The organism is Rhodoferax sp. GW821-FHT09E07 (assembly GCF_059416145.1).
Genome location: NZ_JBWKOP010000008.1, coordinates 232,500 through 259,080 on the forward strand (window position 1 = coordinate 232,500; position 26,581 = coordinate 259,080).

Annotated in this window: 26 protein-coding genes and 2 tRNA genes; 14 read left to right on the forward strand and 14 right to left on the reverse strand. The window is 63.3% G+C overall.

Annotation, left to right across the window (positions count from 1 at the left end; all coding sequences use genetic code 11):
- Window positions 1–35 precede the first annotated feature (35 nt).
- Genes AC07OE_RS17255 through AC07OE_RS17275 form a run of 5 tightly spaced genes read right to left on the reverse strand, consistent with a single transcriptional unit; the run spans window position 36 to window position 6,543 of the window.
- A complete protein-coding gene (locus tag AC07OE_RS17255) occupies window positions 36–914 on the reverse strand; it encodes a beta-keto acid cleavage family enzyme (RefSeq protein WP_495071805.1) in 879 nt (292 codons plus the stop codon).
- A complete protein-coding gene (locus AC07OE_RS17260) occupies window positions 911–2,896 on the reverse strand; it encodes an acetyl/propionyl/methylcrotonyl-CoA carboxylase subunit alpha (RefSeq protein ID WP_495071806.1) in 1,986 nt (661 codons plus the stop codon). Before AC07OE_RS17260 ends, AC07OE_RS17255 begins: the two co-directional genes overlap by 4 nt.
- A complete protein-coding gene (locus AC07OE_RS17265) occupies window positions 2,893–3,732 on the reverse strand; it encodes an enoyl-CoA hydratase/isomerase family protein (RefSeq protein WP_495071807.1) in 840 nt (279 codons plus the stop codon). Before AC07OE_RS17265 ends, AC07OE_RS17260 begins: the two co-directional genes overlap by 4 nt.
- 15 nt (window positions 3,733–3,747) lie before the next feature.
- Window positions 3,748–4,899 carry an acyl-CoA dehydrogenase family protein gene (locus AC07OE_RS17270; protein ID WP_495071808.1) on the reverse strand — a complete coding sequence of 384 codons (1,152 nt, stop codon included), beginning with the start codon at window positions 4,897–4,899 and terminating at the stop codon, window positions 3,748–3,750.
- Between the two features lie 33 nt (window positions 4,900–4,932).
- A complete protein-coding gene (locus AC07OE_RS17275; RefSeq protein WP_495071809.1) occupies window positions 4,933–6,543 on the reverse strand; it encodes an acyl-CoA carboxylase subunit beta in 1,611 nt (536 codons plus the stop codon).
- 152 nt (window positions 6,544–6,695) lie between these two features.
- Here AC07OE_RS17275 and AC07OE_RS17280 point away from each other — a divergent pair, with 152 nt between their 5' ends.
- The 3 genes from AC07OE_RS17280 to AC07OE_RS17290 are packed head-to-tail and all read left to right on the forward strand — an operon-like array spanning window position 6,696 to window position 8,276.
- Window positions 6,696–6,992 (forward strand): SCP2 sterol-binding domain-containing protein, encoded by a 297-nt coding sequence (locus AC07OE_RS17280; protein ID WP_495071810.1) that lies wholly within the window; start codon window positions 6,696–6,698, stop codon window positions 6,990–6,992.
- On the forward strand, window positions 6,982–7,455 hold the full coding sequence (locus tag AC07OE_RS17285) for a MerR family transcriptional regulator (protein ID WP_495071811.1): 474 nt from the start codon (window positions 6,982–6,984) through the stop codon (window positions 7,453–7,455). Before AC07OE_RS17280 ends, AC07OE_RS17285 begins: the two co-directional genes overlap by 11 nt.
- Before the next feature lie 14 nt (window positions 7,456–7,469).
- Window positions 7,470–8,276 carry a cysteine hydrolase family protein gene (locus tag AC07OE_RS17290; protein ID WP_495071812.1) on the forward strand — a complete coding sequence of 269 codons (807 nt, stop codon included), beginning with the start codon at window positions 7,470–7,472 and terminating at the stop codon, window positions 8,274–8,276.
- 76 nt (window positions 8,277–8,352) lie between these two features.
- Here the strand turns inward: AC07OE_RS17290 and AC07OE_RS17295 are convergent, their stop codons facing one another.
- The 4 genes from AC07OE_RS17295 to hrcA form a co-directional block, all read right to left on the reverse strand.
- The gene (locus AC07OE_RS17295; RefSeq protein ID WP_495071813.1) at window positions 8,353–10,425 is read right to left on the reverse strand and encodes an AsmA family protein; all 2,073 of its coding nucleotides are present in this window, start codon (window positions 10,423–10,425) and stop codon (window positions 8,353–8,355) included.
- A 159-nt stretch (window positions 10,426–10,584) separates the two neighbouring features.
- Window positions 10,585–10,920, reverse strand: a complete 336-nt coding sequence (locus AC07OE_RS17300; protein ID WP_495071814.1) for a hypothetical protein — start codon at window positions 10,918–10,920, stop codon at window positions 10,585–10,587.
- Window positions 10,921–11,111: 191 nt separating this feature from the next.
- Window positions 11,112–11,188: transfer RNA gene (locus tag AC07OE_RS17305), tRNA-Ile, on the reverse strand.
- A gap of 34 nt (window positions 11,189–11,222) precedes the next feature.
- Window positions 11,223–12,230, reverse strand: a complete 1,008-nt coding sequence (gene hrcA / locus AC07OE_RS17310) for a heat-inducible transcriptional repressor HrcA (RefSeq protein WP_495071815.1) — start codon at window positions 12,228–12,230, stop codon at window positions 11,223–11,225.
- A gap of 39 nt (window positions 12,231–12,269) precedes the next feature.
- On the opposite strand from hrcA, the gene AC07OE_RS17315 reads away from it, so the two are divergent.
- Genes AC07OE_RS17315 through rapZ form a run of 3 tightly spaced genes read left to right on the forward strand, consistent with a single transcriptional unit; the run spans window position 12,270 to window position 15,705 of the window.
- A complete protein-coding gene (locus AC07OE_RS17315; RefSeq protein ID WP_495071816.1) occupies window positions 12,270–13,166 on the forward strand; it encodes an NAD kinase in 897 nt (298 codons plus the stop codon).
- Between the two features lie 14 nt (window positions 13,167–13,180).
- Window positions 13,181–14,830 (forward strand): DNA repair protein RecN, encoded by a 1,650-nt coding sequence (recN, locus tag AC07OE_RS17320; protein WP_495071817.1) that lies wholly within the window; start codon window positions 13,181–13,183, stop codon window positions 14,828–14,830.
- On the forward strand, window positions 14,830–15,705 hold the full coding sequence (gene rapZ / locus AC07OE_RS17325; RefSeq protein WP_495071818.1) for an RNase adapter RapZ: 876 nt from the start codon (window positions 14,830–14,832) through the stop codon (window positions 15,703–15,705). The genes recN and rapZ overlap by 1 nt, the downstream gene beginning before the upstream one ends.
- Here the strand turns inward: rapZ and mutY are convergent.
- Genes mutY through mutM form a run of 3 tightly spaced genes read right to left on the reverse strand, consistent with a single transcriptional unit; the run spans window position 15,697 to window position 19,586 of the window.
- Entirely contained in the window at window positions 15,697–16,740 is a 1,044-nt protein-coding gene (gene mutY / locus AC07OE_RS17330; RefSeq protein WP_495071819.1) for an A/G-specific adenine glycosylase, read from the reverse strand. The two genes, rapZ and mutY, sit on opposite strands and share 9 nt — an antisense overlap.
- 2 nt (window positions 16,741–16,742) lie before the next feature.
- Window positions 16,743–18,716, reverse strand: coding sequence for a dynamin family protein (locus tag AC07OE_RS17335; RefSeq protein WP_495071820.1), 1,974 nt, complete (start codon window positions 18,714–18,716; stop codon window positions 16,743–16,745).
- Window positions 18,717–18,770: 54 nt separating this feature from the next.
- Window positions 18,771–19,586: a bifunctional DNA-formamidopyrimidine glycosylase/DNA-(apurinic or apyrimidinic site) lyase gene (gene mutM, locus AC07OE_RS17340; RefSeq protein ID WP_495071821.1), complete on the reverse strand. Its 816-nt coding sequence runs from the start codon at window positions 19,584–19,586 to the stop codon at window positions 18,771–18,773.
- A 38-nt stretch (window positions 19,587–19,624) separates the two neighbouring features.
- Between mutM and AC07OE_RS17345 the strand changes: the two genes are divergently transcribed.
- The 8 genes from AC07OE_RS17345 to AC07OE_RS17380 all read left to right on the forward strand — a co-directional run bounded on the left by AC07OE_RS17345 (window position 19,625) and on the right by AC07OE_RS17380 (window position 25,782).
- Window positions 19,625–21,364, forward strand: coding sequence for a tetratricopeptide repeat protein (locus tag AC07OE_RS17345; RefSeq protein ID WP_495071822.1), 1,740 nt, complete (start codon window positions 19,625–19,627; stop codon window positions 21,362–21,364).
- Window positions 21,361–21,867, forward strand: a complete 507-nt coding sequence (locus AC07OE_RS17350; protein ID WP_495071823.1) for a lipoprotein insertase outer membrane protein LolB — start codon at window positions 21,361–21,363, stop codon at window positions 21,865–21,867. Before AC07OE_RS17345 ends, AC07OE_RS17350 begins: the two co-directional genes overlap by 4 nt.
- A gap of 36 nt (window positions 21,868–21,903) precedes the next feature.
- Window positions 21,904–22,764, forward strand: a complete 861-nt coding sequence (gene ispE, locus AC07OE_RS17355) for a 4-(cytidine 5'-diphospho)-2-C-methyl-D-erythritol kinase (protein ID WP_495071911.1) — start codon at window positions 21,904–21,906, stop codon at window positions 22,762–22,764.
- A 39-nt stretch (window positions 22,765–22,803) separates the two neighbouring features.
- Window positions 22,804–22,880 (forward strand) — tRNA-Gln (locus AC07OE_RS17360).
- A 76-nt stretch (window positions 22,881–22,956) separates the two neighbouring features.
- Window positions 22,957–23,928: a ribose-phosphate pyrophosphokinase gene (locus tag AC07OE_RS17365; protein ID WP_105261220.1), complete on the forward strand. Its 972-nt coding sequence runs from the start codon at window positions 22,957–22,959 to the stop codon at window positions 23,926–23,928.
- 104 nt (window positions 23,929–24,032) lie between these two features.
- Entirely contained in the window at window positions 24,033–24,662 is a 630-nt protein-coding gene (locus AC07OE_RS17370) for a 50S ribosomal protein L25/general stress protein Ctc (RefSeq protein WP_495071824.1), read from the forward strand.
- 92 nt (window positions 24,663–24,754) lie between these two features.
- Window positions 24,755–25,405: an aminoacyl-tRNA hydrolase gene (pth, locus tag AC07OE_RS17375; RefSeq protein ID WP_495071825.1), complete on the forward strand. Its 651-nt coding sequence runs from the start codon at window positions 24,755–24,757 to the stop codon at window positions 25,403–25,405.
- A complete protein-coding gene (locus AC07OE_RS17380; protein ID WP_495071826.1) occupies window positions 25,402–25,782 on the forward strand; it encodes a hypothetical protein in 381 nt (126 codons plus the stop codon). Before pth ends, AC07OE_RS17380 begins: the two co-directional genes overlap by 4 nt.
- Window positions 25,783–25,803: 21 nt before the next feature.
- On the opposite strand, the gene AC07OE_RS17385 is transcribed toward AC07OE_RS17380, so the two are convergent.
- Window positions 25,804–26,091, reverse strand: a complete 288-nt coding sequence (locus AC07OE_RS17385) for a YfhL family 4Fe-4S dicluster ferredoxin (RefSeq protein WP_495071827.1) — start codon at window positions 26,089–26,091, stop codon at window positions 25,804–25,806.
- Between the two features lie 38 nt (window positions 26,092–26,129).
- Entirely contained in the window at window positions 26,130–26,576 is a 447-nt protein-coding gene (locus AC07OE_RS17390; RefSeq protein WP_495071828.1) for a universal stress protein, read from the reverse strand.
- Window positions 26,577–26,581 lie beyond the last annotated feature (5 nt).

A 26,581-nucleotide genomic window follows, 5' to 3' on the forward strand; every position in this document is an offset into this window, starting at 1 on the left:
ACTGCTTTTTGAGCGCTACTCGGAAGTCCCAGATCTTACCCGGCACGCAGACCCAGCATGGCCCGGGCTTCCGCCGGGCTGGCAATGCTGCGGCCCGCCCGTTGGGCATAGGCCGCCAGGGCGGTGATGAGCTCGCCGTTGCCCTTGGCGCGCGTGCCACCGGGCAGATAAAAGGTGTCTTCCAGGCCCGTGCGCAACATGCCGCCCAGCTCGGCGGTCTTCTGGTGCACCGGCCAGATCTCGGCACGGCCGATCAGCGTGGTCTGCCAGACGCTGTTGCCAGCCATGTATTTGGGCAGCAGCGACAGCAGCTCGGCCTCGCACGGCATGCCGGAGGCCACGCCCATCACCAGGTTGTATTCGGCGCGGCCCATCTCGGGCTTGAGCATGCCGTTTTTCAGGTACATGGTGACCGAGCGGACGATGCCCACGTCAAAACATTCGAACTCGGGGTGCGTGCCGGCCTCTTCCATCACGTCGAGGAACTGCTGCACCTTGGCCACCGGGTTGTCGAACACCATGGGCGGCCAGGCCCAACTGCCGTCTTCCTTGAGCTTGAGGTAGTTGAGACTGCCGGCGTTGCAAGCAGCGATCTCAGGCTTGACGCGGCGGATGCAGGCCAGCGGGCCGCTGATGTCCTTGCCGACCACGCCCGTGGTCAGGTTGATGATGACGCCGGGGCAGGCTGCGCGGATCGCGTTGACGATGCTCTCGGCCACATCCGGGTCCCAGCTGGGAAGATGGCCCATGCCCTCTTCCTGGCTGCGCATGTGGATGTGCATGATGCTGGCACCGGCGTTGTAGGCATCACGCGCCTCGGCCGCCATTTGCGCCGGGGTCACGGGCACAGGGTGCTGCTTGGGGTCGGTCAGCACGCCGGTCAGCGCGCAGGTGAGTATGGCTTTGTCCATCATGCGTCCTTTTTGATATCCAGTTCGACCAACAGGGCGGCGGATTCCACCTGGTCACCCGCCTTGGCATGCACGGCTTGCACCGTGCCCGCGCTCTCGGCGCAGAGCCACATTTCCATCTTCATGGCCTCCACACAGACGAGCTGTTGGCCCTCCTGCACCGCGTCGCCCGGTGCCACCAGCACCTGCGTGACCTTGCCAGCCACGGGAGAGCGGGCGCGGCTCGCGTCCTTGAGTGCATCGGCATTCGGAAAAGCGGAGACTTCGGCGAACACATGGCTGTGGCCGGCATGGGCGATGCACAGATCAGCGCCCACGAACACGGCAATGGCGGTTTGTGCCACGCCGTTGATCTCCAGCCGCAGCACGCCTTCATCAAACTGCAAGACACGGGCTGCCGTGGTGTGGCCGTCCCAAGTGACGGCCACTGCTCCATGGCGGTCCGGCAGCACACGCACTGCCCGCACCGTGTCGCCGGTCTGCAGCGAGAAACCGTAGGCCGCCACGCTGTTGGCGCGCCAGCTGCTGCCGTGTTGCGTGGCCAGGGCCACCGCTGCCACGGTCCATGCCGCATCGCTGGGCACGGGCGCTTGCAGCAGCGGCTCGCCTTTCTCCAACCACTGGTCGATCAGCGTGGTGGTCATCTCGGCCTTGCGGAAGGCCGGGTGATCCACCAGGTCGCTCAGGAAACGGCCGTTGTTCTTCAGGCCCAGCAAGGGCGTGTTGGCCAGCGCGGCGCGCAGGCGACGGATGGCGTCGTCCCGGTCGCGGCCATGCACGATGATCTTGGCGACCATGGGGTCATAGAACGGCGAGACCACACTGCCCTGGCGAATGCCGTCGTCCACGCGGACTCCGTACGCGTTTCCACAGCCCTGGACTCCACCCACCAACGCACGCTGCGGCTGCCACCAAGCCACGGTACCGGTCTGCGGCGCAAAGCCGGTGTAGGGATCTTCCACGTACAGGCGCGCCTCGATGGCGTGGCCGGTGAGCGTGATGTCTTCCTGTCTGGCGGGGAGCACATCGCCAGCCGCCACCTGCAGCTGCCACTCCACCAGGTCGTAGCCCGTGATGCACTCGGTCACCGGATGCTCTACCTGCAGTCGCGTGTTCATCTCCAGAAAGTAGTGGTTCAGCTGGTCGTCCACGATGAACTCCACCGTGCCCGCGCCGCGGTAGCCCACGGCCAGTGCAGCGGCCACGGCGTCCTCGCCCATCGACTTGCGCATGGCTGGTGACACCACCGGCGATGGGGCCTCTTCGATCACCTTCTGGCGGCGGCGCTGGGCGGTGCAATCACGCTCACCCAGATACACCGCGTTGCCATGTGCGTCGGCAAACACCTGGATCTCGATGTGGCGGCCGTTGGCTATGAGGCGCTCCAGCATCAGCGTGCCATCGCCAAAAGCGCTGGTCGCTTCGCGGCGCGCACTGTCAATGCCTGGCTGCAGTTCAGCATCGCTGCGCACCAGGCGCATGCCGCGCCCGCCGCCACCGGCCACGGCCTTGACCAGTAGCGGGTAGCCCAGCTTCTTGGCCTCGGCGGTCAGGGCCGCATCGCTCTGGTCAGCGCCCAGGTAGCCGGGTGCACAGGGCACGCCCGCTTCCAACATGCGGCGCTTGGCCAAGGCCTTGTCGCCCATGGCGGTGATGGCACTGGCGGGTGGTCCGATAAAGACGACATTCGCATCCGCACAGGCCTGTGCAAAGGCCGCGTTCTCGCTGAGGAAGCCGTAGCCTGGGTGCAGGGCATCGGCACCCGTCCTGCGCGCGGCATCCAGGATGGCGTCGATCTTCAGATAGGACTGCACGGCGGGCGATGGACCGATGTGCACGGCCTCATCGGCCAACGCCACATGCGGTGCGTCACGGTCCGCATCGCTGTAGACGGCCACCGTCTGGTAGCCCAGCTTGCGTGCGGTGCGAATGACGCGGCAAGCGATTTCCCCGCGGTTGGCGATCAGGATTTTGGAAAAGCTCATGTCACAGCCCAGGTGGGTTTGCGTTTTTGAATGAAGGCGGCCATGCCCTCTTGCCCCTCCGGGCCCTGGGCGGCGTGGGCGAAGATGGCGGCGGCCTCCTCCACCAGGTCGGTGGCGGCCGCAAAGCGTGCTTTGCGCATCAGCGCCTTGGTGGCGGCCAGCGCGCCGGGTGCGCAGGCCAGAATGTCGGTCAACACCCTGTCCAGCGTAGCGGCAATGCCTCCAGTCGTGGCGACCTCATGCACCAGCCCCACGGCGAGTGCGCCCGCCGCATCAAGCCGCCCGCCGGTCACGGCCAGCCGCTTGGCCTGCGAATAACCCAGGCGCTCCACCAGAAACGGGGCGATCTGCGCGGGTACCACGCCCAGCGAAGTCTCTGGCAAGCGGAAGGCCGCAGTCTCGCTGGCGATGGCCACATCGGCCACGCAGGCCAGGCCAAAGCCGCCTCCCATGACCGTGCCTTCCAGCACGGCCACCACGGCCAGCGGCGTGTTGGCATACGCCGCGCACAGGTGGCCAAAGGCGGCGTTCACTTCGGCAATCGGGTCGGGCGCGCCCTCGGCGCGTTGCAGGGCACGCATGCGTGCACCGGCCATATCCTTCAAATCGGCCCCGGCGCTGAAGTGTCCACCCTCGCCGCGCAGCACGACCACGCGCACGGCATTCGTCGTTCCCGCCGTGGCCTCCGCCGCACGCAGCACCTGCTGCAGCTCGGCCACCATCTGCAGTGACATGGCGTTGCGTACCTCGGGGCGATTCAGGTAAATATGCAGGCTAGCCCCCGTGGATACTGCGCGAACAGCTCCTAATTGCATAGCATCTATGACGTGCTGCATGGCGTACACCCTGCCTCAGGCCTTGCCCGGCAACGTGCCTTCGAGCTTGCAGATGATGCCCAGCATGATCTCGTCGGCACCCCCGCCAATCGAAATCAGTCGGCTGTCGCGGTAAGCCTGCGAGATGGGGTTGTCGGCCGTGAAGCCCATGCCGCCCCAGTACTGCAAACACGAATCGGCCACTTCACGCGAGAGTCGCCCGGCCTTGAGCTTGGCCATGGACGCCAGCTTGGTCACGTCCTTGCCGCTCACATACGACTCCACCGCGCGGTAGGTCAGCGCGCGCAGCGCCTCCACCTCGGTGCGCAGCTCGGCCAGGCGAAAGTGCACCACCTGGTTGTTCAGGATGGGCTGGCCAAAGGTCCTGCGTTCGCGCGTGTAGGCAATGGTCTGGTCAATGAGGTTGTCCAGCGAACGCAGGCTGCCGGCCGCACCGTACAGGCGCTCTTCCTGGAACTGCAGCATCTGCAGCATGAAGCCCATGCCCTCCTGGCCGATGAGGTTGCGCTGCGGCACACGCACATTGTCGAAGAACAGTTGCGCGGTGTCGCTGCTGTGCATGCCGATCTTCTCGATCTTCTGGCGTGTGATGCCGGGCGCGTCCATGGGCACGATGATGAGCGACTTGTTCTTGTGCACCGACCCTTCGCTGGTGTTGGCCAGCAGGCAGCACCAGTCGGCCTGCATGCCGTTGGTGATCCACATCTTGGAGCCGTTGATGACGTAGTCACCACCATCCTTGCGTGCGGTGGTTTTGAGCGCGGCCACGTCGGATCCGCCGCCCGCCTCGCTCACGCCGATGCAGCCCACCATGTCGCCCGCGATGGCCGGGGCCAGGTAGGCGTGGCGCAGCTCGTCGCTGCCAAAGCGGGCCAGGGCGGGGGTACACATGTCGGTCTGTACGCCAATGGCCATGGGCACGCCACCCACATTGCAGTCGCCCAGCGCCTCGGCTGCCACCATGGAGTAGCTGAAGTCCAGCCCCATGCCACCAAACTCGGTCGGGTACTTGATGCCCAGCAGGCCCAAGTCGCCCATCTTTTTAAACAGCTCTCGGGCGGGGAAGATGCCGGCCTTTTCCCACTCTGCGGTGAAGGGGTTGATCTCGTTGGCGACGAACTTGCGCACCGTGTCAGAGATTTGCGTGTGTTCAGGCGTGAATTTCATGGGTGTCTTCTCGGGTCGTTGTTATGGTTTCAATCAAAGGCGTGCCACACCAAAGGTGTTGGCGCGCAACGTGCGCTGTTCGGCCTCGGCGGCCAGCGCCAGGCATAGGCCTAGCAAGCGGCGCGTGTCGCGCGGGTCGATGATTCCGTCGTCCCACAGGCGGGCCGTGCCAAACAGGGCCGCACTCTCCTTGTCCAGGCGCAGGCGCAAGCCGTCAGACATGGCCTTGAGGGCGTCTTCGTTGACCTCGCTACCCATGCGCTCCAGTTTGGCGCGGTTGACAATGTCCATGACCTTGGCGGCTTGGGCGCCGCCCATGACGGCGGTGCGTGCCGTGGGCCAGCTGAAGATGAAGCGTGGGTCAAACCCGCGCCCGCACATGCCGTAGTTGCCCGCGCCGTATGAGCCACCCAGCACCACGGTGAACTTGGGTACGCGCGCATTGGCCACGGCCTGGATCATCTTGCTGCCGTGCTTGATGGCGCCGCCGCGCTCGGCCGCAGAGCCCACCATATAGCCCGTGGTGTTCTGCAAAAAGATCAGCGGCGTGCCGCTCTGGTCGCACAGCTGGATGAACTGCGCGGCCTTGGTGGAGCCTGTGGGCTGGATGGGGCCGTTGTTGCCCAGAATGCCCACCAGCCGCCCCTCGATGCGTGCGTGGCCGCACAGCATCTCGGAGGCGTAGCTGGCCTTGAATTCCAGAAAGTCCGAGCCATCCACCAGCCGCGCAATGACCTCGCGCACGTCGTAGGGCTCGCGCTCGTCCGCGGGCACGATGCCCATCAGCTCCTGCTCGTCAAACAACGGGGCAGCAAACGGCGCGGCGGCAGGCGTGGTGTCCCAGTTCAGCTTGTCCATGAGTTCGCGCGTCATGGCAATCGCGTGGGCGTCGTCTTCGGTCAGGTACTCGCCCAGGCCGGTCATCTGTGCATGGGTTTCGGCGCCGCCCAGTTCGTCATCGGTGCAGTCCTCGCCAATGGCGGCTTTCACCAACGGCGGGCCCGCCAGGTAGATGCTGCTGCGCCCGCGCACCAGCACCACATAGTCCGACAGGCCCGGTAGGTAGGCGCCGCCCGCCGTGGACGAGCCGTGCACCACCGCAATCTGCGGAATGCCGGCGGCCGACATGCGGGCCTGGTTGGCAAAGCTGCGGCCACCTTCGACAAAAATCTCGGCCTGGTACATCAGGTTGGCGCCGCCGCTTTCCACCAAGTAGATGACGGGCAGCTTGTTTTCGAACGCGATCTCCTGCGCCCGCAGCGCCTTCTTCAACCCCATGGGCGCCACGGTGCCGCCCTTCACCGCACTGTCGCTGGCGGACACGATGCAGCGCCGCCCCGCCACCACACCAATGCCGACGATGGAGCCGCCGCCCAGCACGGCCTTCTTGCCATCGTCGTCGTGCATGTTCAGGCCGGCCAGGCGACTCAACTCCAGAAACGGCGTGCCGCGGTCCAGCAGGCGGGCTACGCGTTCGCGCGGCAGCAGCTGGTTGCGCTTCTCGAACTTCTCGCGCTTGGATTCGGACTCGGCAATCACCAGCCCCTCCAGGCGCTGCACCTCGGCCAGCAGCTCAGCCATGCGCTGGGCGTTGGCCGCGAAGCCGGTCGAGCGGGGGTTGATCTTGGAGCGAAGAGCGGGCATGGCAACAGGTCCTTCAAAGGTCTTGCGGCATTAGAGGTCATGGTGACGTTAACGTCAACCAGTTGCCGTATAGGTGTTTTCACTATGCTTTACGTTATGCTGCGCGACTAACATCCAGCCCGAATTCCCCACTCACCCAACAAGGAAACTCCATGTCCCTCGCCTCTGCAACCGAAGCCATCCGCGCCAAAGTGGGCGCTGACAGCGGCCTCAACGCGACCCTCAAGTTCGACCTGGGCGCCGACGGCGTCATCGTCATTGACGGTGCCAGCACCCCCAACAGCGTGAGCAACGAGAACACCGACGTGGACTGCACCGTGGGCATCACGCTGGAAAACCTGCAAGCCCTGCTGGACGGCGACCTGGAACCCGCCACCGGCTTCATGGCCGGCAAGCTGAAGGTCAGCGGCGACATGGGCGTGGCCATGCGCCTGCAACGTGTCATTTAAGACCGTGGCCACCGCCACCGAAGTGGCAGACGCGCAGGCGTTTGTCGCCTCCCACCGCGACGAAGGCACCGCCGAGCTGTTTGGCATTACCGAGCTGTGCCGGGAGTTCGGCATCACGCTGCGCGCGCTGCGCTTCTACGAAGACAAGGGCCTGCTGAGCCCGCGCCGGGTGAACGGCGCCCGCGTCTACACGCGGCGTGACCGCGCGCGCCTGGCGCTGATCCTGCGCGCCAAGGCCATAGGCTCACCGCTGGCCGAGATCAAACGCTACCTGGACCTGTATGGCGACCACGGCGAAGGCCGTGTGCAGCAGCTGCAGTACGTGATCGACCGCACGGACGCAGAGATTGCCGACCTGGAAAAGAAGCGCGCCCAGATTGACGCCACGCTGGCCGAGCTGCGTGTCATCAACGCCAGTTGCCGCGGGCATCTGGCGGAGCGGGAGCGTGGGGGCAAAAAATAAGCACAATGGGCGTCGTGAAGCATCTACTCATCATCGACCCCCAAAACGACTTTTGCGACATCCCCGGTGCCTCCCTGCCCGTCAAGGGCGCCAGCGCCGACCTGCAGCGCCTGGTGTCCTTCATGGCGGCCCACTCTTTGGACGGCATCACCGTCACCCTGGACTCGCATGCCAGCGTCGCGGTGGAACGCACCACCTTCTGGAAAACGCCTGACGGCGCCGCCCCAGCCCCCTTTAGCTTTGTAACCGCCGCAGACATTGCCAGCGGCCAAATGACGCCGCGGGACGCCACCCTGATACCGCAAGTGCTGGGCATGCTCGCGCAGCTGGCCCAGGCCGGGCGGCCCAGGCTGGTGGTGTGGCCTGTGCACTGCGTGACCGGCACCTGGGGCCACAACATCTACGCTCCGCTGGCAGATCAGCTAGCCCAATGGGAGTTCAAAAACCAGCGCGCCGTGCACAAGGTGCTCAAGGGCGAATACCCGCTGACCGAACATTTCGGTGTGTTTGAGGCCGATGCCCCCGACGCAGCCGTGCCCTCCACCCAGTTCAACAATGCGCTGGCCGCAGAGCTGACCCGTGGGGTGGATGTGCTGTTCATCGCCGGAGAGGCCGGCAGCCACTGCGTGGCGTTCAGCTTTGACCAATTGGCCCGCTACTTGAACCAGCACGCAGGGCCACGGCCCCGCGTGGTTTTGCTGACCGACTGCATGAGCCCGGTCACCGGCTTTGAGGCCGACCAAGAAGCCTTTGTGCAGCGCGCCACCACCTGGGGCGCAGAGACGATGACCAGCGCGCAGGCAGGCGCCTTGTTTAGCTAAAACAGCGCCTAGCCCCCGTCAAAATTGCGCAAGCAGCTCCTAAAAAAGGAGCACGCTGCGCAATCCAGCGGACGGCTTACTTGCCCAGCAAGCCCTTGAACAAGTCCTTGGCCTTGTCTTTCACAGCCTCTTCGGCCTTGGCTTTGATCTCCTGCTTCTTCTCTTCCACCTTGGCCTTGGTGGCGTCTTCCAGCATCGCGCCGAATTCGATCTTGTAGCTCAGCGCCTCAAACGGACCGATCAGGCGCACGGGCACCGTCAGGCCTTTGAGCTGGCCCAGGTCCTTGCCGCCCTGGCCTTCGCCGCTGGCCACCACCGCGGCCTTGGCCAGGTAGTTCATCTGGCCGGCGCCCACGTCGATGTCACCCGCGCCGCTAAGGCGGATGAAGGGGGACTTCATCGCCAGGTCATCGTTATGCGCCACACCATTGGCAATCTTGAAGCTGCCAGTCAGCTCCGAGAAGTCGGTCTTCTGGTTCGCATTGGACGCTTGCGTACTGTCGGCCTGACCCAGCTTGGCTTTCAGGTCGCGCAGGCTCTGCGCCAGGTTGATGCCCTTGATAGCGCCATCTTTCAGCGCCAGCGATGCGGTGCCGCCCAGCGCCTTCTTCATGGCCGTCACCGTGCTGCCCTGGGTGGTGATGTCCAGCGCCACATTGCCCTTGCCTTCCAACAGGTCCTTGGCCACCAGGTCTTTCATCAGCGGGTTGATGCTCACGCCCACCAGGGCTTGCTTGATGGCCACGGCATTGCCGTTGGCGTTGACCGACAGGCTGCCGCTGGTGCTGCCCTCGTACAGGTTCAGCGACAGGGGCGCCACCTCCAGCTTGCCACCGGCCAGCGCCAGCTTGGCGTTGATCTTCTCCAGCTTCAGGTTGGACACCTGCAGCGCACCGATGCGAATATTGCCATTCACCGTGTGGCCCTTGAGCGCGCTCAGGTCGATGGGCGCCTCTTTGGCCGCGGCGGCCTCTTTGGCGGGTGCCATCGTGAGGGCGGGCTTGGGAGGCAGGTATTTGTCCACGTTGAGCTTGTCCACATCCAGGTCAAACGCCAGCACCAGCGGCGCAAACTTGGCCACCTTCACGCTGGTGGCGATCTTGGATTCGTCAAACTGCGTGGCCAGCTCCAGCGCGGCGGTTTGCTGCAGCGCGTCCACCTTCAGGCTGCCGTTGATGGGCAGGGTCACACTCTTCATGGGCATGCTGGGGTGGGCCAGGTCCAGGCTGCCGGTCAGCTTGGCCAGCGCCACGCTTTGCCCCGCCACATTCACCGCCACGGGCGAGCTCAGTTGCCCCTTCACCACCGCGTCGCCCGCCTTGGCATCCAGGCTCAACGCCAAGCTGGCCACCTTCAGCGCGTCGGCATTGCCCTCCACGCCGTTCAGCACCAGGTTCACCGTCGCATTGCGGTCCGCGCCCTGCAGCGTGGCCGTCAACGTGATGGCCTCGCCGCCCGATTTCTCGGGCGACAGGCTCAGCTTGGGCGCGTCCAGCGTCAGCGCAAAGGCGTCGGTGCCGCTCTGGCCCTTGGCCGACAGGCTGAGCTTGTCCAACGCGGCCGTCTTTGCGCCCGTGTCGGCCAGCACATGGCCGGTAGACAGGCTCAGGTTCGACAACGCAGTGGTGGTGCCCGCCTTCTCGTCGCGCCAGGTGAGCTGGGCGTTGGCAATGCGAATGCTGGAAATATCCACCTGCAGGGGCTCCGCCGGCTTGGTGGGTTCTGCGGGCTTGCCTGCCTCGGCTGCGGTGGGCTGGCCCAGCAGGTCGGCAATGTTCAGCGTGCCGTCCTTCTTCTTCACCAGCGTGAGTTTCAGGCCCTCGATGTCCAGCGCGCGCACCTGCACCTGCTTGCTCAGCAGCGGCATCAGCGCCACCGAAATGCGGGCCGATTGCAGCGCGGCAAATTCGTCTTTGCTCGCGTGCTCGGACAAAGTCACACCGTCGAGCTGAATGCCTACGTTGGGCCAGACGGAGAGCTTGGGCTGGCCCGCAATCACCAGCGTACGCTGCTTTTGTTCCAGCACCGTGCGGCTGATTTCGGCCTTGATCTTGTCGCCGTCAAACAGGGCGTAGAGCACACCCACGGCCAACACCAGTAAACCCAACAGCGCCGCCACGCCGATACCCAACAAACGAAGCATTTTCATGAAAGTCCCTGATCCAAGTTAAACCGGAAAAGTCCATTCTAGAGGCGGGGATACGTCGGGTAGATGAGCGACGTGAATGGTTTAACTGATCGCAAACTTGTGCAACCGGTCTCAATCTAGGTCTGAAATTTTCACAAAAGTGGAGGAAGTAGACGAGGCTTACTTGCAATAAAAGGGCTCTTCTCTGTTCAACACAAGTTCACCACCAAATGAGTACTCGAATTTCTTGAAGCCAACATAGCCACCCATTTCATTCTTTGCGTTGTATTCGCCGCACAGCGCACCTTTATTCAGGGTCACATTCCGATATTGGACACTGGACGGATCTTTGAGCCGCATTTCTAAGACGCGTTTACCGTCTGCCATCAACTTATTGTTTACTGCAGCTTCACTCTCAGCAAGGATTTGCTCATAGCTCTTATCTTCCACTATTGATGTCTTCTCGGTACATGCACAAAGAATTGATGCAGAGAGAAGCATTAAAAACAATCTCATGAAGCTTCCATTATTTAAAGAAGTAAGAAGTCCGGTTTTTCGCTCTCGCAGACTTGCTATACACCGAGGAAGTCTTGATCAACCAGCACAGGAAGAAAGAGATGCGTTGCCAATCAACCCACTCACAAAATTAGGTCATACAACAATAGAAAGTCCCACCATCTTGTGGATGGTGGGACTTTGATTTTTAATGGTAGGCCGTGACAGACTTGAACTGTCGACCAAAGGATTATGAGTCCTCTGCTCTAACCAACTGAGCTAACGGCCCCACCGAACCGCGGATTGTACCGGGCCGCACAGGCCTATTTGTGGTGGCTCAGCGCGTTGCTGACCAGCTTGGACGTGATGTCCACGATCTGGATCATGCGGTCGTAAGCCATGCGCGTAGGGCCGATGACGCCCAGCGTGCCGACCACTTTGCCGTCCACCTCGTACGGGCTGCTGACGATGGACAGGTCTTCAAACGGCACCACCTGGCTCTCGCCGCCAATGAAGATGCGCACCCCTTCGGCCTGGCCAGTCACGTCCAGCAGGCGCATGAGCTGGGCCTTTTGCTCAAACAGGTCAAACGCGCGGCGCAGGTGGCCCATGTCGCTGGAAAAGTCGGACACCGACAGCAGGTTGCGTTCGCCCGAGATCACCACTTCGTCCTGCTGCGATTCGTGGATGGCTTCGGAGCTGGCGTGCACGGCGGCCTGCATCAGCGTGGCGATCTCACCCCGCAGGCTGTCCACCTCGTTTTGCAGGCGCTTGCGCACCTCTTCGATCTCCAGCCCGGCGTAGTGCGTGTTCAAAAAGTTGGCGCCCTCCACCAGTTGGCTTTGGGCGTAGTCCACCTCGGTGTAGATGACGCGGTTTTGTACGTCGCCATCGGGCGACACGATGATGACCAGCAGACGCTTTTCAGACAGGCGCAAAAACTCGATGTGGCGGAACGCCGAGGTGCGGCGCGGCGAGATGACCACGCCCACAAACTGCGACAGGTTGGACAGCAGGTTGGCCGCGTTAGAGATGACGCGCTGTGGCTGGTCCGGCGCCAGGCTGGGCGGCTGGAACTGGCCGGGCTGCACGGTGAGCATGGTGTCCACAAACAGGCGGTAGCCGCGTGCGGTGGGAATGCGCCCGGCGGAGGTGTGGGGGCTGACGATGAGGCCCAGCTCTTCCAGGTCCGACATGACGTTGCGGATGGTGGCGGGCGAAAGTTCCAGGCCAGAGGCCTTGGACAAGGTGCGGCTGCCCACGGGCTGTCCATCAGCGATGTAGCGCTCTACCAGCGCTTTCAACAACAACTTGGAACGATCATCGAGCATCGGTCCATTCTAGTGATCTATTTAGTGTCTAATTTGCGGATGTTGTCCAAATTCCGACAGGTCGCTCTCATTGGCAAGTACCAATCTACGGGGGCCCGCGCCGTCGGCGCCTCATCGCGCGAGTCGCTGGACGAGATAGCCCATTTCCTGATGGACCAGGGCTGCGAGATCGTCATCGAGGCCAACACCGCCGCCAACACCGAGCTGACCGGCTACACCACCAAGGACGTGGCCGGCATTGGCGCCAGCTGCGACCTGGCGCTGGTGGTGGGCGGAGACGGCACCATGCTGGGCATAGGCCGCCAGCTGGCGCAGTACAAGGTGCCGCTGATCGGCATCAACCAGGGCCGCCTGGGTTTCATCACCGACATCCGCTTCGAGCAGTACAAGGCCACCCTGCTACCTATGCTGGCCGGCCACTACGAGATGGACGACCGCAGCCTGATGCACGGCCGCGTGATGCGCGACGGGCACTGCGTGTTCTCGGCGCTGGCCATGAACGATGTGGTGGTGAACCGCGGCGCCACCTCGGGCATGGTGGAGCTGCGGGTGGAGGTGGACGGCAACTTTGTGTCCAATCAGCGGGCCGACGGCCTGATCATCGCCACTCCCACGGGCTCCACCGCCTATTCCATGTCGGCCGGTGGGCCGCTGCTGCACCCATCCATCCCCGGCTGGGTGATGGTGCCGATTGCCCCCCATACATTGTCAAACCGGCCGCTAGCCCTCCCCAACACTGCGCGGATAGCTATCGAAATAGTAGCGGGACGCGATGCCAGCGCCAACTTTGACATGCAGAGTCTGGCCAGCCTGATGCACGGCGACCGCATTGAGGTGACGCTGTCGGAGCACCGGGTGCGCTTCTTGCACCCCAAGGGCTGGACCTACTTTGACACCCTGCGCCAAAAAATGCATTGGAATGAAGGCGTGGCCTGAAGGCACGTGGAGATATGGCACTCAAGCGGATTGTTCTGAGAGACTTTGTGATCGTCAGCGAACTGGAGCTGGACCTGGAGTCCGGCTTCTCGGTGCTGACCGGTGAAACCGGCGCGGGCAAGTCCATCCTCATCGACGCGCTGCAGCTGGTCACCGGCGCACGGGCCGACACCGGCGTGATCCGCGAGGGCGCGGCGCGCACCGATGTGTCCGCCGAATTCGACACCGCCCCCGGCGTGCAGGCCCTGCTAGACGACGCCGGCTTTGAAGGCGGCGACACCCTGCTGTTGCGCCGCACGGTGGACACCCAGGGCAAGAGCCGCGCCTGGGTCAACGGCAGCCCCGCCACCGCCCAGCAGCTGCGCGCCATTGGCGAGCAGCTGCTGGACATCCACGGCCAGCACGCCTGGCAAAGCCTGACCCGGCCCGAGGCCGTGCGCGGCCTGCTGGACGCCTATGCCAAGGTGAACACCGCCACGCTGACACAACTGTGGGTCGCCTGGCGCCACACCCAGGCCGCACTGGCCCAGGCCACCGAGGCCCAAGACTCCCTGCAGCGCGAACGCGAACGCCTGGCCTGGCAAATTGGCGAGGTCGACAAGCTGGCACCCCAGCCCCACGAGTGGGACGAGCTCAACGCCAGCCACAGCCGCCTGTCCAACGGCCAGGCCCTGCTGGACGCGGCCGAAGGCGCCGTGAACCTGCTGGAAGACGACGACAGCAACGCCCTGCGCCCGCTGCACGCTGCACTGCAGCTGCTGCAAGCCCAGGCGCACCTGGAGGCCGAGTTCAAAGACCCCGTGGAAGCACTCACATCCAGCATCGCCCAGGTGGAAGACGCGGTGCACACCCTGCGCAGCTACGCCCGCCGCACCGAGCTAGACCCCGACCGCCTGGCCGAGCTGGACCAGCGCATGTCGCTCTGGGTGAGCCTGGCGCGCCGCTACAAGCGCCCGCCCGAAGAACTGGCCGAGGTGCTGGCCGCGTGGAAGACCGAGATGGCGGCGCTGGACGCCGCTGCCGACCTGGATGGCCTGCAGGCCGCCGAGCGCAAGGCCCAGGCCGCCTACCTGGCCGAGGCCAAAACCATTTCCAAACAACGCGCCAAGGCCGCACCGCTGCTGGCCCAGAGCATCACCCAGGCCATGCAGGGCCTGGGCATGCAGGGTGGCCGCTTTGAAGTAGCGCTGGAGCCACTGGCCCAGCCGCAGCAGAGCGGGCTGGAAGACGTACAGTTTCTGGCCGCAGGCCATGCCGGCAGCACGCCGCGGCCTGTGGGCAAGGTGGCGTCGGGCGGCGAACTCTCGCGCATGGCGCTGGCCATTGCTGTCACCACCAGCCAGCTGGGCACCGCGCAAACGCTGATCTTCGACGAGGTGGATTCGGGTGTGGGCGGCGCCGTGGCCGAGACCGTGGGTCGCCTCATGCAGCAGCTGGGTACCGACCGGCAGGTGCTGGCCGTGACCCACCTGCCGCAGGTGGCAGCCTGCGCCGACCACCACCTGGTCGTCTCCAAAACCCTGCAGGGCAAGGCCACGCTCAGCACCGTGGCCGCTGTGCACAGCGAACAGCGTGTGGGCGAAATTGCGCGCATGCTGGGCGGCGAAAAACTCTCCAGCACCACCCTGGCCCACGCCAAGGAAATGCTGCAAGCGGGGCTGTGATGGAGATTGTGCTGATCACCGGCATGTCCGGCTCGGGCAAATCGGTGGCGCTGAACGCGCTGGAAGACGCCGGCTTTTACTGTGTGGACAACCTGCCGCCCGAGCTGCTGCTGCCCTTTGTAGAGCTGGAACAAAAACACCAGGCCCATCAGGTTGCCATTGCCATGGATGTGCGCAGCGCAACCTCCCTGCCCCTGGTGCCACAACAGCTCGCCGCCGTGCGTGCGCTGGGCGTGGGGGTCAAGTCGCTATTTTTGGACGCCACCACCGACACGCTGGTGCGCCGCTATTCTGAGACGCGGCGCAAACACCCACTGTCACGCGTGGACGCCACGGTGGACGAGCGCCGAGCGCTGGTGGACGCGATTGAACTGGAGCGCGAGCTGCTGGCCGATCTGCGCGAGCAAGCCCACGTGATCGACTCCAGCATCATCCGCGCCGCCCAGCTGCAGGGCTATGTGAAAGAGCTGATTGCCGCACCGGGCGGACAGCTCACGCTGGTGTTCGAATCCTTTGCCTTCAAGCGCGGCGTGCCGACGGATGCAGACTACATGTTTGATGTGCGCATGCTGCCCAATCCGCACTACGACCCCGCACTCAAGCACCTGACCGGGCGCGACCAACCGGTGATCGATTTCCTGAAAACCCAGAACGATGTGGACCGCATGCTGGGCCACGTCAGCCAGTTTCTGGAAAGCTGGCTGGACGCCCTGGTGCGCGACCACCGCAGCTACGTGACCGTGGCCATTGGCTGCACGGGCGGGCAGCACCGATCGGTGTATTTGGTAGAGCAACTGGCCCAGCGCTTTGGAGCCAAGTGGAACACGCTCAAGCGCCACCGCGAGATGGACGCCCTGTCGTCCGGCCTAGGCTGATTTTTCCAGCAGCTTGCGTACCGGCGCAGGCAAGCCCGCAGCGGCCCATTCGGTCGGCAAGAACCAGGAACCCGCTCCCAAATCCATAGCTGTTAGTCCAATATCCACGCGGGCTGGATGCATAAAAAGGTCTTTGTGCGTGAGCACGTGGGTGAATACGGGCAGCATCTCCACATCCTTTTCCCACTGCACTGGCAGCGCTACGCGCAAAGCATCTTCGCTGTCAAACAGGGGGAAACACTGCAGCCCGGCCCACACGCCGGGCGTGGGCCGTTTGGCCAGCCACACCGCACCATCCGCACGCTGCAGCCACAGCAACCACAGGCTCTGGCTGCTGCGCTTGAGCTTGCGGGTGCGCACCGGGTAGCGCTCGGGGTCGCCCGCTTTGGCGGCCACGCAATGGCTGTGCACGGGGCAGAGCAGGCAGCTGGGCTTTTTGGGGCTGCACACGGTGGCGCCCAAATCCATCATGCCCTGGGTGTAGCGCGGCATGTCGGTCGCCGCATTCTTGGCAGCAGGCAGCAGGCCGGTGGCGGCGTCCCACAGTTTTTTCTCGTTGGCAGAAGATGCCAGGTCGGCGTCAAAGCCCAGCACCCGGGTCACCACGCGCTTCACGTTGGCATCCAGAATCGCCACGCGCTCACCAAAGCACAGCGAGGCAATGGCCGCGGCCGTGGAGCGGCCAATGCCCGGCAGCGTGGCCAGCGTGGCCGCATCGCGCGGAAACTGCCCCCCATGCAACTCCACCACCAGCTGCGCGCAGCGGTGCAGGTTGCGTGCGCGGCTGTAGTAGCCCAGGCCGCTCCACAGGCCCATCACCTCATCGCTGCTGGCCGCAGCCAAGTCAGCTACCGTGGGGCAGCGCTCCAGGAATTTGGCGAAGTAGCCAATGACGGTAACCACCTGCGTTTGCTGCAGCATGATCTCGGAGAGCCACACGCGGTAGGGGTCTTGGGTGTTTTGCCAGGGCAGGCTGTTGCGGCCATGCTGGCGCTGCCACGCCACCACCTGCGTGGCAAATGTGCTGGCGGCCACGCTCAGGCGATGGCGACGTCTACCGACGACGCGGCCACAGCCAGCAGCTTGGCAGCGTCTTGTGCGGCAATCAGGTAGGCGGTCAGCTCGGACAGCTTGGCGTCCAGTTGGTCCAGCGCAGCTTCCTGCAGCTCGATCTCGCCAATGCGATCGTCCAATCCGTTGGCAGCTTGCGAGATGCGGTCAATGGCTTCGATGCGGCGCGCAAAGTTGCGGCGGCGTTCGCGCAGTTGGGCGTCCAGCTGCGCCGCGGCCGATTTGCTCCACAGCTCCACGTCAGCCAGCGCGTTTTCGTGCACCGAGCGCAGCCGCGTAGACAGCGCGCGAACCAGTCGGTCGGAAAACTCGGGCTGGGCCAGCTTGAAAGCATTGCCCACGCCCAGGTACTGCAGGTGGTTGCGTTCTATCGTGTCCAGCTCAGCCATGAAGCGGGCCATGTCGGGCTCCCCTGGGGCCTGCAACGAAAAGCCGTATTCGCCGTTGAGCAGCTTGAAGCTGGCCACGAGCATGCTCTGGATTTCTGCGCACAAGGTTTGCACTTTCTGCAGGTTGCCACGCAGGCGGTCAAAGGTATCGCCATAGGCACGCTTGACGCCCAGCTTCAGGCCTTTTTGCATCAGCGTGTCCGTCAGCTGCGCCATTTCCTTCTTCAGCGCGCCAGAGCCCAGAATGCCAAACACTTCACGCAGCAACTTGAGGTGCACCGAGCGCACGGCGTGGATCTTGGCACCCCCCTGGTCAAACTCAGCCTGCTCCTGCGAGATGCGGTTGCGCATGTGCTTGATGACCGTGGCGTTCTTGCCCTGCAAACCCTTGAGCTCCATCATCTGCTCAGTCAGGTCACGCTTGCGGATGTTGATGACGCGCCCGGTCTCCACACGCAGGTCGGTGATGCCGCTGGCCATGGCCGCGCCCAGAATCTTCTGGCGCTTGCCCATCATGCCGCGGCCCAGCACGTCTTCCAGCACCGGCAGGCAACTGCGCTTGAGCAGTTCGTCGTCCTCGGTCACCTTGGCCACCAGGCCCTTTTGGGCCGATACGGCAATCACCTTGTCCTTGGGCAGGCCCAGGATTTCGGCGGTGCTGGCCTTCTGGCGTTCGATCTGCGTCTGGATCTGTGCGGGCGTGCTCAGCGCGTCCCACAGCGTGTCGATCTTGTTGAGCACCACCAGGCGCGCGTCGGGGTCGGTGGATTCGGTGATCAGGTGTTCGCGCCAGATGGCGAGGTCGGACTTGGTCACACCGGTGTCGGCACCCAGCATGAACACCACGGCATGCGCCTGCGGGATCAGGCTCACGGTCAGCTCGGGTTCGGCGCCGATGGCGTTCAGGCCAGGCGTGTCCAAAATCACCAAGCCCTGCTTGAGCAGCGGGTGGGCGATGTTGATGAGCGCGTGGCGCCACTTGGGCACCTCCACCATGCCCTGGGCATCGACCATAGGGTTGTCTTCGGGCGCCTGGTTGTGCCAGAAGCCCAAAGCGCGGGCTTCGTCCTGCGTCACCTTGCGGGTCTCGGCCACCTTTTCCAGCGCTTTCGCGAGTTGCTGGGGGTTGTTCACATCGAGGTCGATGCGGGTCCACTTCTCGGGCGCCATGCGCCATTCCATGAGCGCTTGTGGTTGCAGGCGCGTTTCTATGGGCAGCAGGCGCAGGCACGGCGGCACGTCGGCGTCATAGCCCATCTCGGTGGGGCACATGGTGGTGCGGCCTGCGCTGGCCGGCATGATGCGCCGGCCATACCCTGCAAAAAACAGGGCATTGATCATCTCGGACTTGCCGCGCGAGAACTCGGCCACAAAGGCCACCATCACCTTGTCGGAGCGCACTTGCGCCTCCAGGCGACGCAGACGCTCTTCCACGGCGGCGTCCAGCAACTCGTGGTCTTTCATCCACTCAGCCAGCAACTTCAACCGCAACGCGAACTCGCGCCGCCACGTGCCATGCTGGTCAAACTGATCGTTAAATGAAGTAGCCAAGAGCAGGAGTCCCCCGTGAATGGTTCAATATAGCATCGCCGGCAGCCGTACCCCTCAGGGTTTCTGGCAAGTGGGGCAGAAAAACGTGGAGCGCTGACCCTGGCGAATCGCCTTGATCGGCGTGGTGCAGACCCTGCAGGGCTGACCTTCACGGCCATAGACCGTGGCCTCCAGCTGGAAGTAACCGCTCTCGCCCTTGGCGTTGGAAAAATCACGCAGCGTGCTGCCACCCTTCTCCACCGCGCGGGCCAGTACATCCTGGATGGCGGCGTGCAACTTCTGCAGCCGCGGCCGGCTCACCTTGCTGGACGCAGTGGTGGGGCGAATGCGGGCCAGGAACAGCGCCTCAGACGCATAGATATTGCCGACACCCACCACCACTTCGCCGGCCAGCAGCACCTGCTTGATGGGCGCCTTGCGCTGCGCCATGCCCTGCTGAAAGGTCGGCAGATCAAAGCTGCCGTCCAGCGGCTCCATGCCCAGATGGCCGAGCAGTTTCTGCGCCACCGGATCGGCTTCACTAGCTGCAAACACCACAGCGCCAAAGCGGCGCGGATCGTTCAGGCGCAAGGTGCCGCGGGTAGTCACCAAGTCAAAGTGGTCGTGCACGCCGGGCGGGGGCATGCGCCCTCCAAAGGCCACACTGCCCGACATGCCCAAGTGCACCAGCAACAGGCCAGCGTCAAGATCCAGCAGCAAATATTTGCCACGGCGGCGTACCTGCAGCACACGTTGGCCCACCAGATGATCGGGGTCGCACTGCAGGGGCCAGCGCAAGGGCTTGCCCAGGTGCACCGCCTGTACCTGCGCGCCCGCAATGCGGTCGGCAAAACTCAGGCGTGTGACTTCGACTTCGGGCAATTCAGGCATGGGGCCTCAGCTTCATGATGTTGGATTATTATGGTCTGATGACAAGCCCCAAACGCCTCATTTCCACGACCCTTTTGGCGGCCTGTATCGGCCTGAGCGGCCCTGCCTTTGCAGCCGAGCCCGAGGCACCCCAAAACTCCGACCTGAACCCCGAGCTTTTTTACCAACTGTTACTTAGTGAGATCTACGCCACCAATGGCGAGATCGGCGATGCCTACCTTGGCATGCTGGATGCCGCGCGCAAGGCCAACTCGGCCAAACTCTACGAGCGCGCCGTGGAAATGGCGATCAGCGCCCGCAGCGGTGAATCGGCGCTGGACGCCGCACGCGCCTGGCAACGTGCCTTCCCGGCCTCCAAAGAGGCCAACCGCTATGTGCTGCAAATCCTGCTGGGCCTGAACCGCGTGAGCGACTCGCTGGAGCCGATCAAGAAAGAGCTGGCGGGCACGACCGGCAAGGAACGCATCACCACCATCGACCTGTTGCCCCGCTATTTCGGCCGGGTGACCGACAAGACCTTGGCGGCCAGCATTGTGGAACAGGCCGTGGCCGCCGACCTGAACTCCCCCGAAACTGGCCCTGCCGCATGGTCCGCCGTGGGCCTGCTGCGCTTGAACGCAGGCAACGTGGCTGGTGGGCTGGAGGCAGCGCAACGCGGCTCCGCACTGAATGCCCGCGCCGAAGAACCTGCAGTGCTGGCGCTGAACCTGATGGAGGCGAAGTCGGCCGGAGCCGAGGCTGTGGTGCAGCATTACTTGGCAGGCCAGGCCCTGCCGGACGTGCGCATGGCCTATGCCCGTCGCCTGATTGACACCATGCGCTACTCCGAGGCGCTGGTGCAGATGCAGACCCTGAACACGCAAACCCCCACCTTTGCTGACGCCTGGCTGGTACGGGGCTCGCTGGAATTGCAGGACCGCAACAACACCGCCGCCGAAAACTCGCTCAAACGCTATACACAATTGGTCGCCCCCAATGAAGCCCCTGTGGCCGATGGCAATGAGACCTCGCGTGGCATGGTGCAAGCCTATTTGCTGCTGGCCCAGATCGCCGAGCAGCGCGGGCAGCTGGACGAAGCCAATGCCTACCTGCGTCGCATCAACAGCCCGCAGGATGCGCTCAAGGTGCTGACCCGTCGCGCAATGATTTTGGCGGGTCAGGGCAAGATGGATGAGGCACGCGCACTGATCCGTTCTGCCCCGGAAACCCAGGCCGAGGATGCGCGGGCCAAGATCTCCGCTGAAGTGCAGCTGCTGCGCGACCACAAACAATTGGACACTGCCTACCAGGTGCTGGCCGCCGCGCTCAAACAGTACCCTGACGACACCAACCTGATGTACGACCAGGCCATGATTGCCGAGAAGCTGGGCAAGCTGGACGACATGGAAAAGCTGCTGCGTCAGGTAATCGCCACCAGCCCCGACTACCACCACGCCTACAACGCGCTGGGCTACTCCTTTGCCGATCGCAATGTGCGCCTTCCCGAAGCCCGCAAGCTGATCGAGAAAGCGCTGGAGTTTGCGCCCAATGACCCTTTCATTGTGGACAGTCTCGCCTGGGTGGAATTCCGCAGTGGCAATGCTGCCGAGGCCAAACGCCTGCTGGAGCAGGCCTATGCCAGCCGCCCCGACGCGGAGATTGCAGCCCACCTGGGCGAAGTGCTGTGGTCCTTGGGCCAGCGTGACCAGGCCGACACCATCTGGAGTCAGGCACTGCAGCAGCAAAAGGACAATGAGACCCTGCAAGAAACCATGCGCCGCCTGCATGCCAAACCATGAATGCGCTGCTGCGCCGAATCGGCCTGCTGCTCATTCTGTCATTCGCTACGCTTTTCATAGCTGCCTGCGCAAGCATTACGCGGGCTAGCGCCGATTTTTCATCCCAAACCCAGTGGCAGGGCCGCATGGCCCTCAAGGTCTATGCCGCGCCGGTGCAGGCGTTTTCCTCTGACTTTGCGCTTGAAGGCAATGGCGAAGCAGGCAGCCTGTCGTTGCACACGCCACTGGGGAGCACGCTGGCCCACATGCAATGGGCCCCAGGCGTTGCGAGACTGACCACCACGGGCGAGCCGCGGTCATTTGATTCATTGCAGGCACTGGTACTGCAGGCCACTGGCGCCGAGTTGCCGGTGGCCGCGCTGTTCGATTGGCTGCAAGGCACGCCCACTGCCGCTCCGGATTGGGACGTTGACCTCAGCCTGTTGCCCGAAGGACGACTGAACGCACACCGCAAGGCCGCGGCCCTGCCAGCGGTGGACCTGAAAATCATCCTGCAACGCTGAGCGCGCGCTGCCCCAGCGCCGATAATGCCGACCACCATGCAGTCGCTCTACGACATCCCAGCCCCCGCCAAGCTCAATCTGTTTTTGCACATCACCGGGCGTCGGGACGATGGCTACCACCTGCTGCAGTCCGCCTTCATGTTGATTGACTGGTGTGACACGCTGCATTACTCCTTGCGCAGTGATGGCCAGATCAGCCGCGAAGACCTGAACATCGCCCTGCCCGCAGACGACCTGAACCTGCGCGCAGCCCGCGCCTTGCAACAGGCCACGGGTTGCACCCAGGGCGTGCACATGGGCGTACTCAAATCCATACCGGCCCAGGCCGGCATGGGCGGCGGATCGTCCGATGCCGCCTCTACTTTGCTGGCGCTGAATCGCCTGTGGGGCCTGAAACTGTCAGTGCAACAGCTATCCGCCATTGGGCTGGCGCTGGGGGCCGACGTACCGTTTTTTCTGAGTGGGCGCCATGGCTGGGTCGAGGGCATCGGTGAAAAAATCACGCCATTGGCCTTGCCTGCTTCGCGCTGGGTCGTGGTCAAACCAGACGCCGGGCTCGAAACTAAATTGATTTTTTCTGACCCGGAGTTGAAACGCGATTCAGAACCAGCTATAATCACAGGCTTCGCTGCAGACGCATTCGGAAAGACATTCAGTTTTGGCCGGAACGACTTGCAAGCCGTTGCCCAGAAGCTGTGCCCCGGTGTGAATCAAGCCCTCCAGTGGCTCGATGACAAGGGTTTAAGTGGCAGGATGACAGGCTCTGGAAGCGCGGTATTTGCGCACTTGCAGCACGACATCGATGTGGGCAACGCGCCAGACGCGTTTCAAGTCAGGTTGTGCAGCAGTTTGGATGTTCATCCCCTGTTAGGGTGGGCAGACAGCGACGAAAAATGAAGGTTTAGCGGTGGGCAGCATTGCGCTGCCAACCTGTGTAGGGGAGTCGCCAAGTTGGTTAAGGCACTGGATTTTGATTCCAGCATGCGAAGGTTCGAATCCTTCTTCCCCTGCCAAATTGCTGTTCGGGCCGGTCCCGCTTCAGCATGCGCATAGTGACGACATAAACCCAATCTCTTCGCTGGATCCCACATGCAGGCCTTCACTCCCCCTGACTTCATGGTCTTCACTGGCAATGCCAATCCCGGCATGGCTGCTGACATTGCCAAGCACTTGGGCATCTCCCTGGGCGCTGCCACCGTAGGCCGCTTCTCGGACGGTGAAGTCACGGTCGAGATCAACCAGAACGTGCGTGCACGTGATGTGTTCGTGGTGCAAAGCACCTGCGCACCGACGAACGAGAATTTGATGGAATTGCTGATCATGGTGGATGCGCTCAAGCGTGCATCGGCCGAGCGCATCAGCGCCGTGATTCCGTATTTTGGATATGCCCGGCAAGACCGCCGCCCCCGCTCCAGCCGCGTGCCCATCACGGCCAAGGTGGTGGCCAACATGCTGCAAACCGTGGGCGTGGCCCGCGTGCTGACCATGGACCTGCACGCCGACCAGATCCAGGGCTTTTTTGATATCCCGGTGGACAACATTTATGCGTCCCCCGTATTGCTGGGCGATCTGCGCCAGAAGAATTACGAAGATCTGATCGTAGTCTCGCCCGACGTGGGTGGTGTGGTGCGTGCCCGTGCGCTGGCCAAGCAGCTGAACTGCGACCTGGCCATCATCGACAAGCGCCGTCCCAAGGCCAACGTGTCCGAAGTGATGCACGTGATCGGTGAGATCGAAGGCCGCAACTGCGTGATCATGGACGACATGATCGACACCGCCGGCACACTGGTGAAAGCCGCCGAGGTGCTGAAGGCCCGTGGCGCCAAAAAGGTGTATGCGTACTGCACGCACCCCATCTTCTCCGGCCCCGCCATTGAACGCATTTCCAGCGGCGACGCGCTGGACGAAGTGGTGGTGACCAACACCATTCCTTTGAGCGCTGCCGCTGCGCAGTGCACCAAGATTCGCCAACTGTCCGTGGCACCGCTGATTGGAGACACCATCCAGCGCATCGCCCGCGGAGAGTCGGTCATGAGTTTGTTCTCGGATCAAGACGCTTAAGTCGGATCGGGACAAAAAGCCGATGCCACCGACCCGCAGGGTTGGCAGGCATCTTTTTAAATCGGAGTCACACTGGTCGCGGTGGACTCTTACTGGAGTTAGATATGAAATTTGTCGCTTTTGAGCGCGCTAAGCAGGGCACGGGTGCGAGCCGCCGTCTCCGCGTGACTGGCCGTACCCCCGGCATCGTGTATGGCGGTTCTTCCGAACCCGCACTGATCGAGCTGGACCACAATGCGTTGTGGCACGCCATCAAGAAAGAAGCTTTCCACTCTTCCATCCTGGACATGGAATTTGCTGGCAAGGAAAGCAAGGTCCTGCTGCGCAACGTGCAAATGCACCCCTTCAAGCAACTGATCCTGCACATTGACTTCCAACGCGTGGAAGCCAACACCAAGCTGCACATGAAGGTGCCATTGCACTTCAGCGGTGAAGAAAACTCTCCCGCCGCCAAGGTGGATGCTTGCCTGATCAACCACGTCGTGACCGACCTGGAAGTGGCTTGCCTGCCCGCCGACCTGCCCGAATTCATCAACGTGGACCTGTCCGGTCTGGTGAAGGGCAAGTCCCTGCACGCAGCGGATCTGACCCTGCCCAAGGGCGTGACTGTCGTCACCCACGGCAAGGCCAACCCCGTGATCGTGGCCGTGGTGGCTCCGGTGGAAGAAGTGGCTGCTCCGGTAGTCGCAGCTCCCGCTGCTGACGCCAAGGGCAAGGGCAAAGGCAAGAAGTAATTCTTGCCCTGCGCTAGTTCGCTGCAAACGGCCCACCTCGGTGGGCCGTTTGCTTTTGTGTCCCACGCTTTTTGTACGCCATAATTTTCCCGATGATCAAACTGTTTGTTGGCCTGGGCAACCCTGGCCCTGAATACGACGCCACACGCCATAACGCGGGCTTTTGGTGGCTGGACGCGCTGGCGCGCGAGCTCAAGGTCAACCTGTCCATGGACCGCGGCTACCACGGCCTCGTGGCCCGCACCACGGTGCAGGGCCACACCGTCTGGCTGCTGGAACCCCAGACCTTCATGAACGTGTCGGGCAAGTCCGTGGCGGCGTTGGCGCGTTTCTTCAAGATCCAGCCCGCAGAAATTCTCGTCGCACATGACGAGTTGGACATCGTGCCCGGCGAGGTGAAGCTCAAGTTCGGTGGCAACCACGCGGGCCACAACGGCCTGCGCGACATCCATGCGCAACTGGGCACAGGCGACTACTGGCGCCTGCGCCTGGGGGTAGGCCACCCAGGCGTGAAATCGGAGGTGGTGAACTGGGTGCTCAAAAAACCCTCGCTGGACCACCGGATTGCGATCGACCAGTGCATCGACCGCTCCATGAAAGCCCTACCCCATTTGCTGACCGGCGAGATGGACAAGGCCACCATGCTGATCCACACCAGCAAACCGCCACGCCCCAAGCCCCCTAGGCCCGCAGTCGACGCGACGGCGCCCCCCGCAGAACCACCGTCACGGAGCGAAGCATGACAACCGTCCTCAAATATGCTCTTCTTTTGATAGCTGCTAGCGCAATATCCACGGGGGCTATGGCCCAGAAGATCTATAAATGTGGGTCCAGCTACAGCCAGATTCCCTGCCCGGACGGCGTGGCCCTGCAGGCGGGGGATGGCCGCACGGCAGCGCAGCGTGCCGCGGCCGACAAAACCACGCGCGAACAAGCAGCGCAGGCCAAGGAACTGGAAAAAGCCCGGCTGAAGGACGATGCCCAGGCCGCAGCGGCCAACAAGCCGGCCAAGGAAGAACCCAAGCCCGCCAAAGAGAAGGCGGCCACGGCCAAGAAAAAGAAGGGCAAGGAACCCGAGTACTTCACCGCCAAAAACGCGGCGGAGCCCAAAAAGAAATAAGGCCCCAACAGGGGCCAGGTCTCAGACAGTGCCCTGCGGCTTGGGCGCCACATCCGCAGGCACCTGGCCCTGCAGGCGGCGGTACTTCTGCCACAGTGTCTCTTTGTCTTCTATGAAATTGGGGTTGACGGGGATGCAGGCTACGGGGCAGACCTGCACGCACTGGGGCTCGTCGAAATGGCCCACGCACTCGGTGCACTTGTGCGGGTCGATCTCGTAGATCTGCTCGCCCAGGTAAATCGCCTCGTTCGGGCACTCGGGCTCGCACACATCGCAGTTGATGCATTCGTCGGTAATTAACAGTGCCACGGCAGTTCACGCTCCATGGCCCAATTATCGCCGCAGCCTCAAGAACCCTCTTCCTCTTGTGGGGGTTTGACGATGACCACGGGCACTGCGCTGGCGTGCAGCACCTCGTTGGACACCGAGCCCAGCATGGCGCTGCGGGCCGCGCTAGCGCCCCGTGCGCCCATGACAATCATCTCGCAGCCAAAGCGCTCACAGACATCGATCAGCGTGTGCGCCGGGTCGCCCTTGGCCACCTCGCACTCATAGTCCACGCCATCGGCATCCATCAGGCCCATGGCGGTGGACAGGGCGTCCATGCCAGCCTCGGCACTCACGCGGTCGATCACCTCCGGGTCATGCGCCACCAGCAACTCGTACAGGCTGGCGGGCTCCTGCACATTGGCCAGCACGGCCGATACCTGCAACCCGTCCGCTCGCAGGCGCAGCGTGTGGCGCACCGCCTCCAATGACAACTCCGATCCATCGACTGGCAGCAGAATTTTCATGGCAG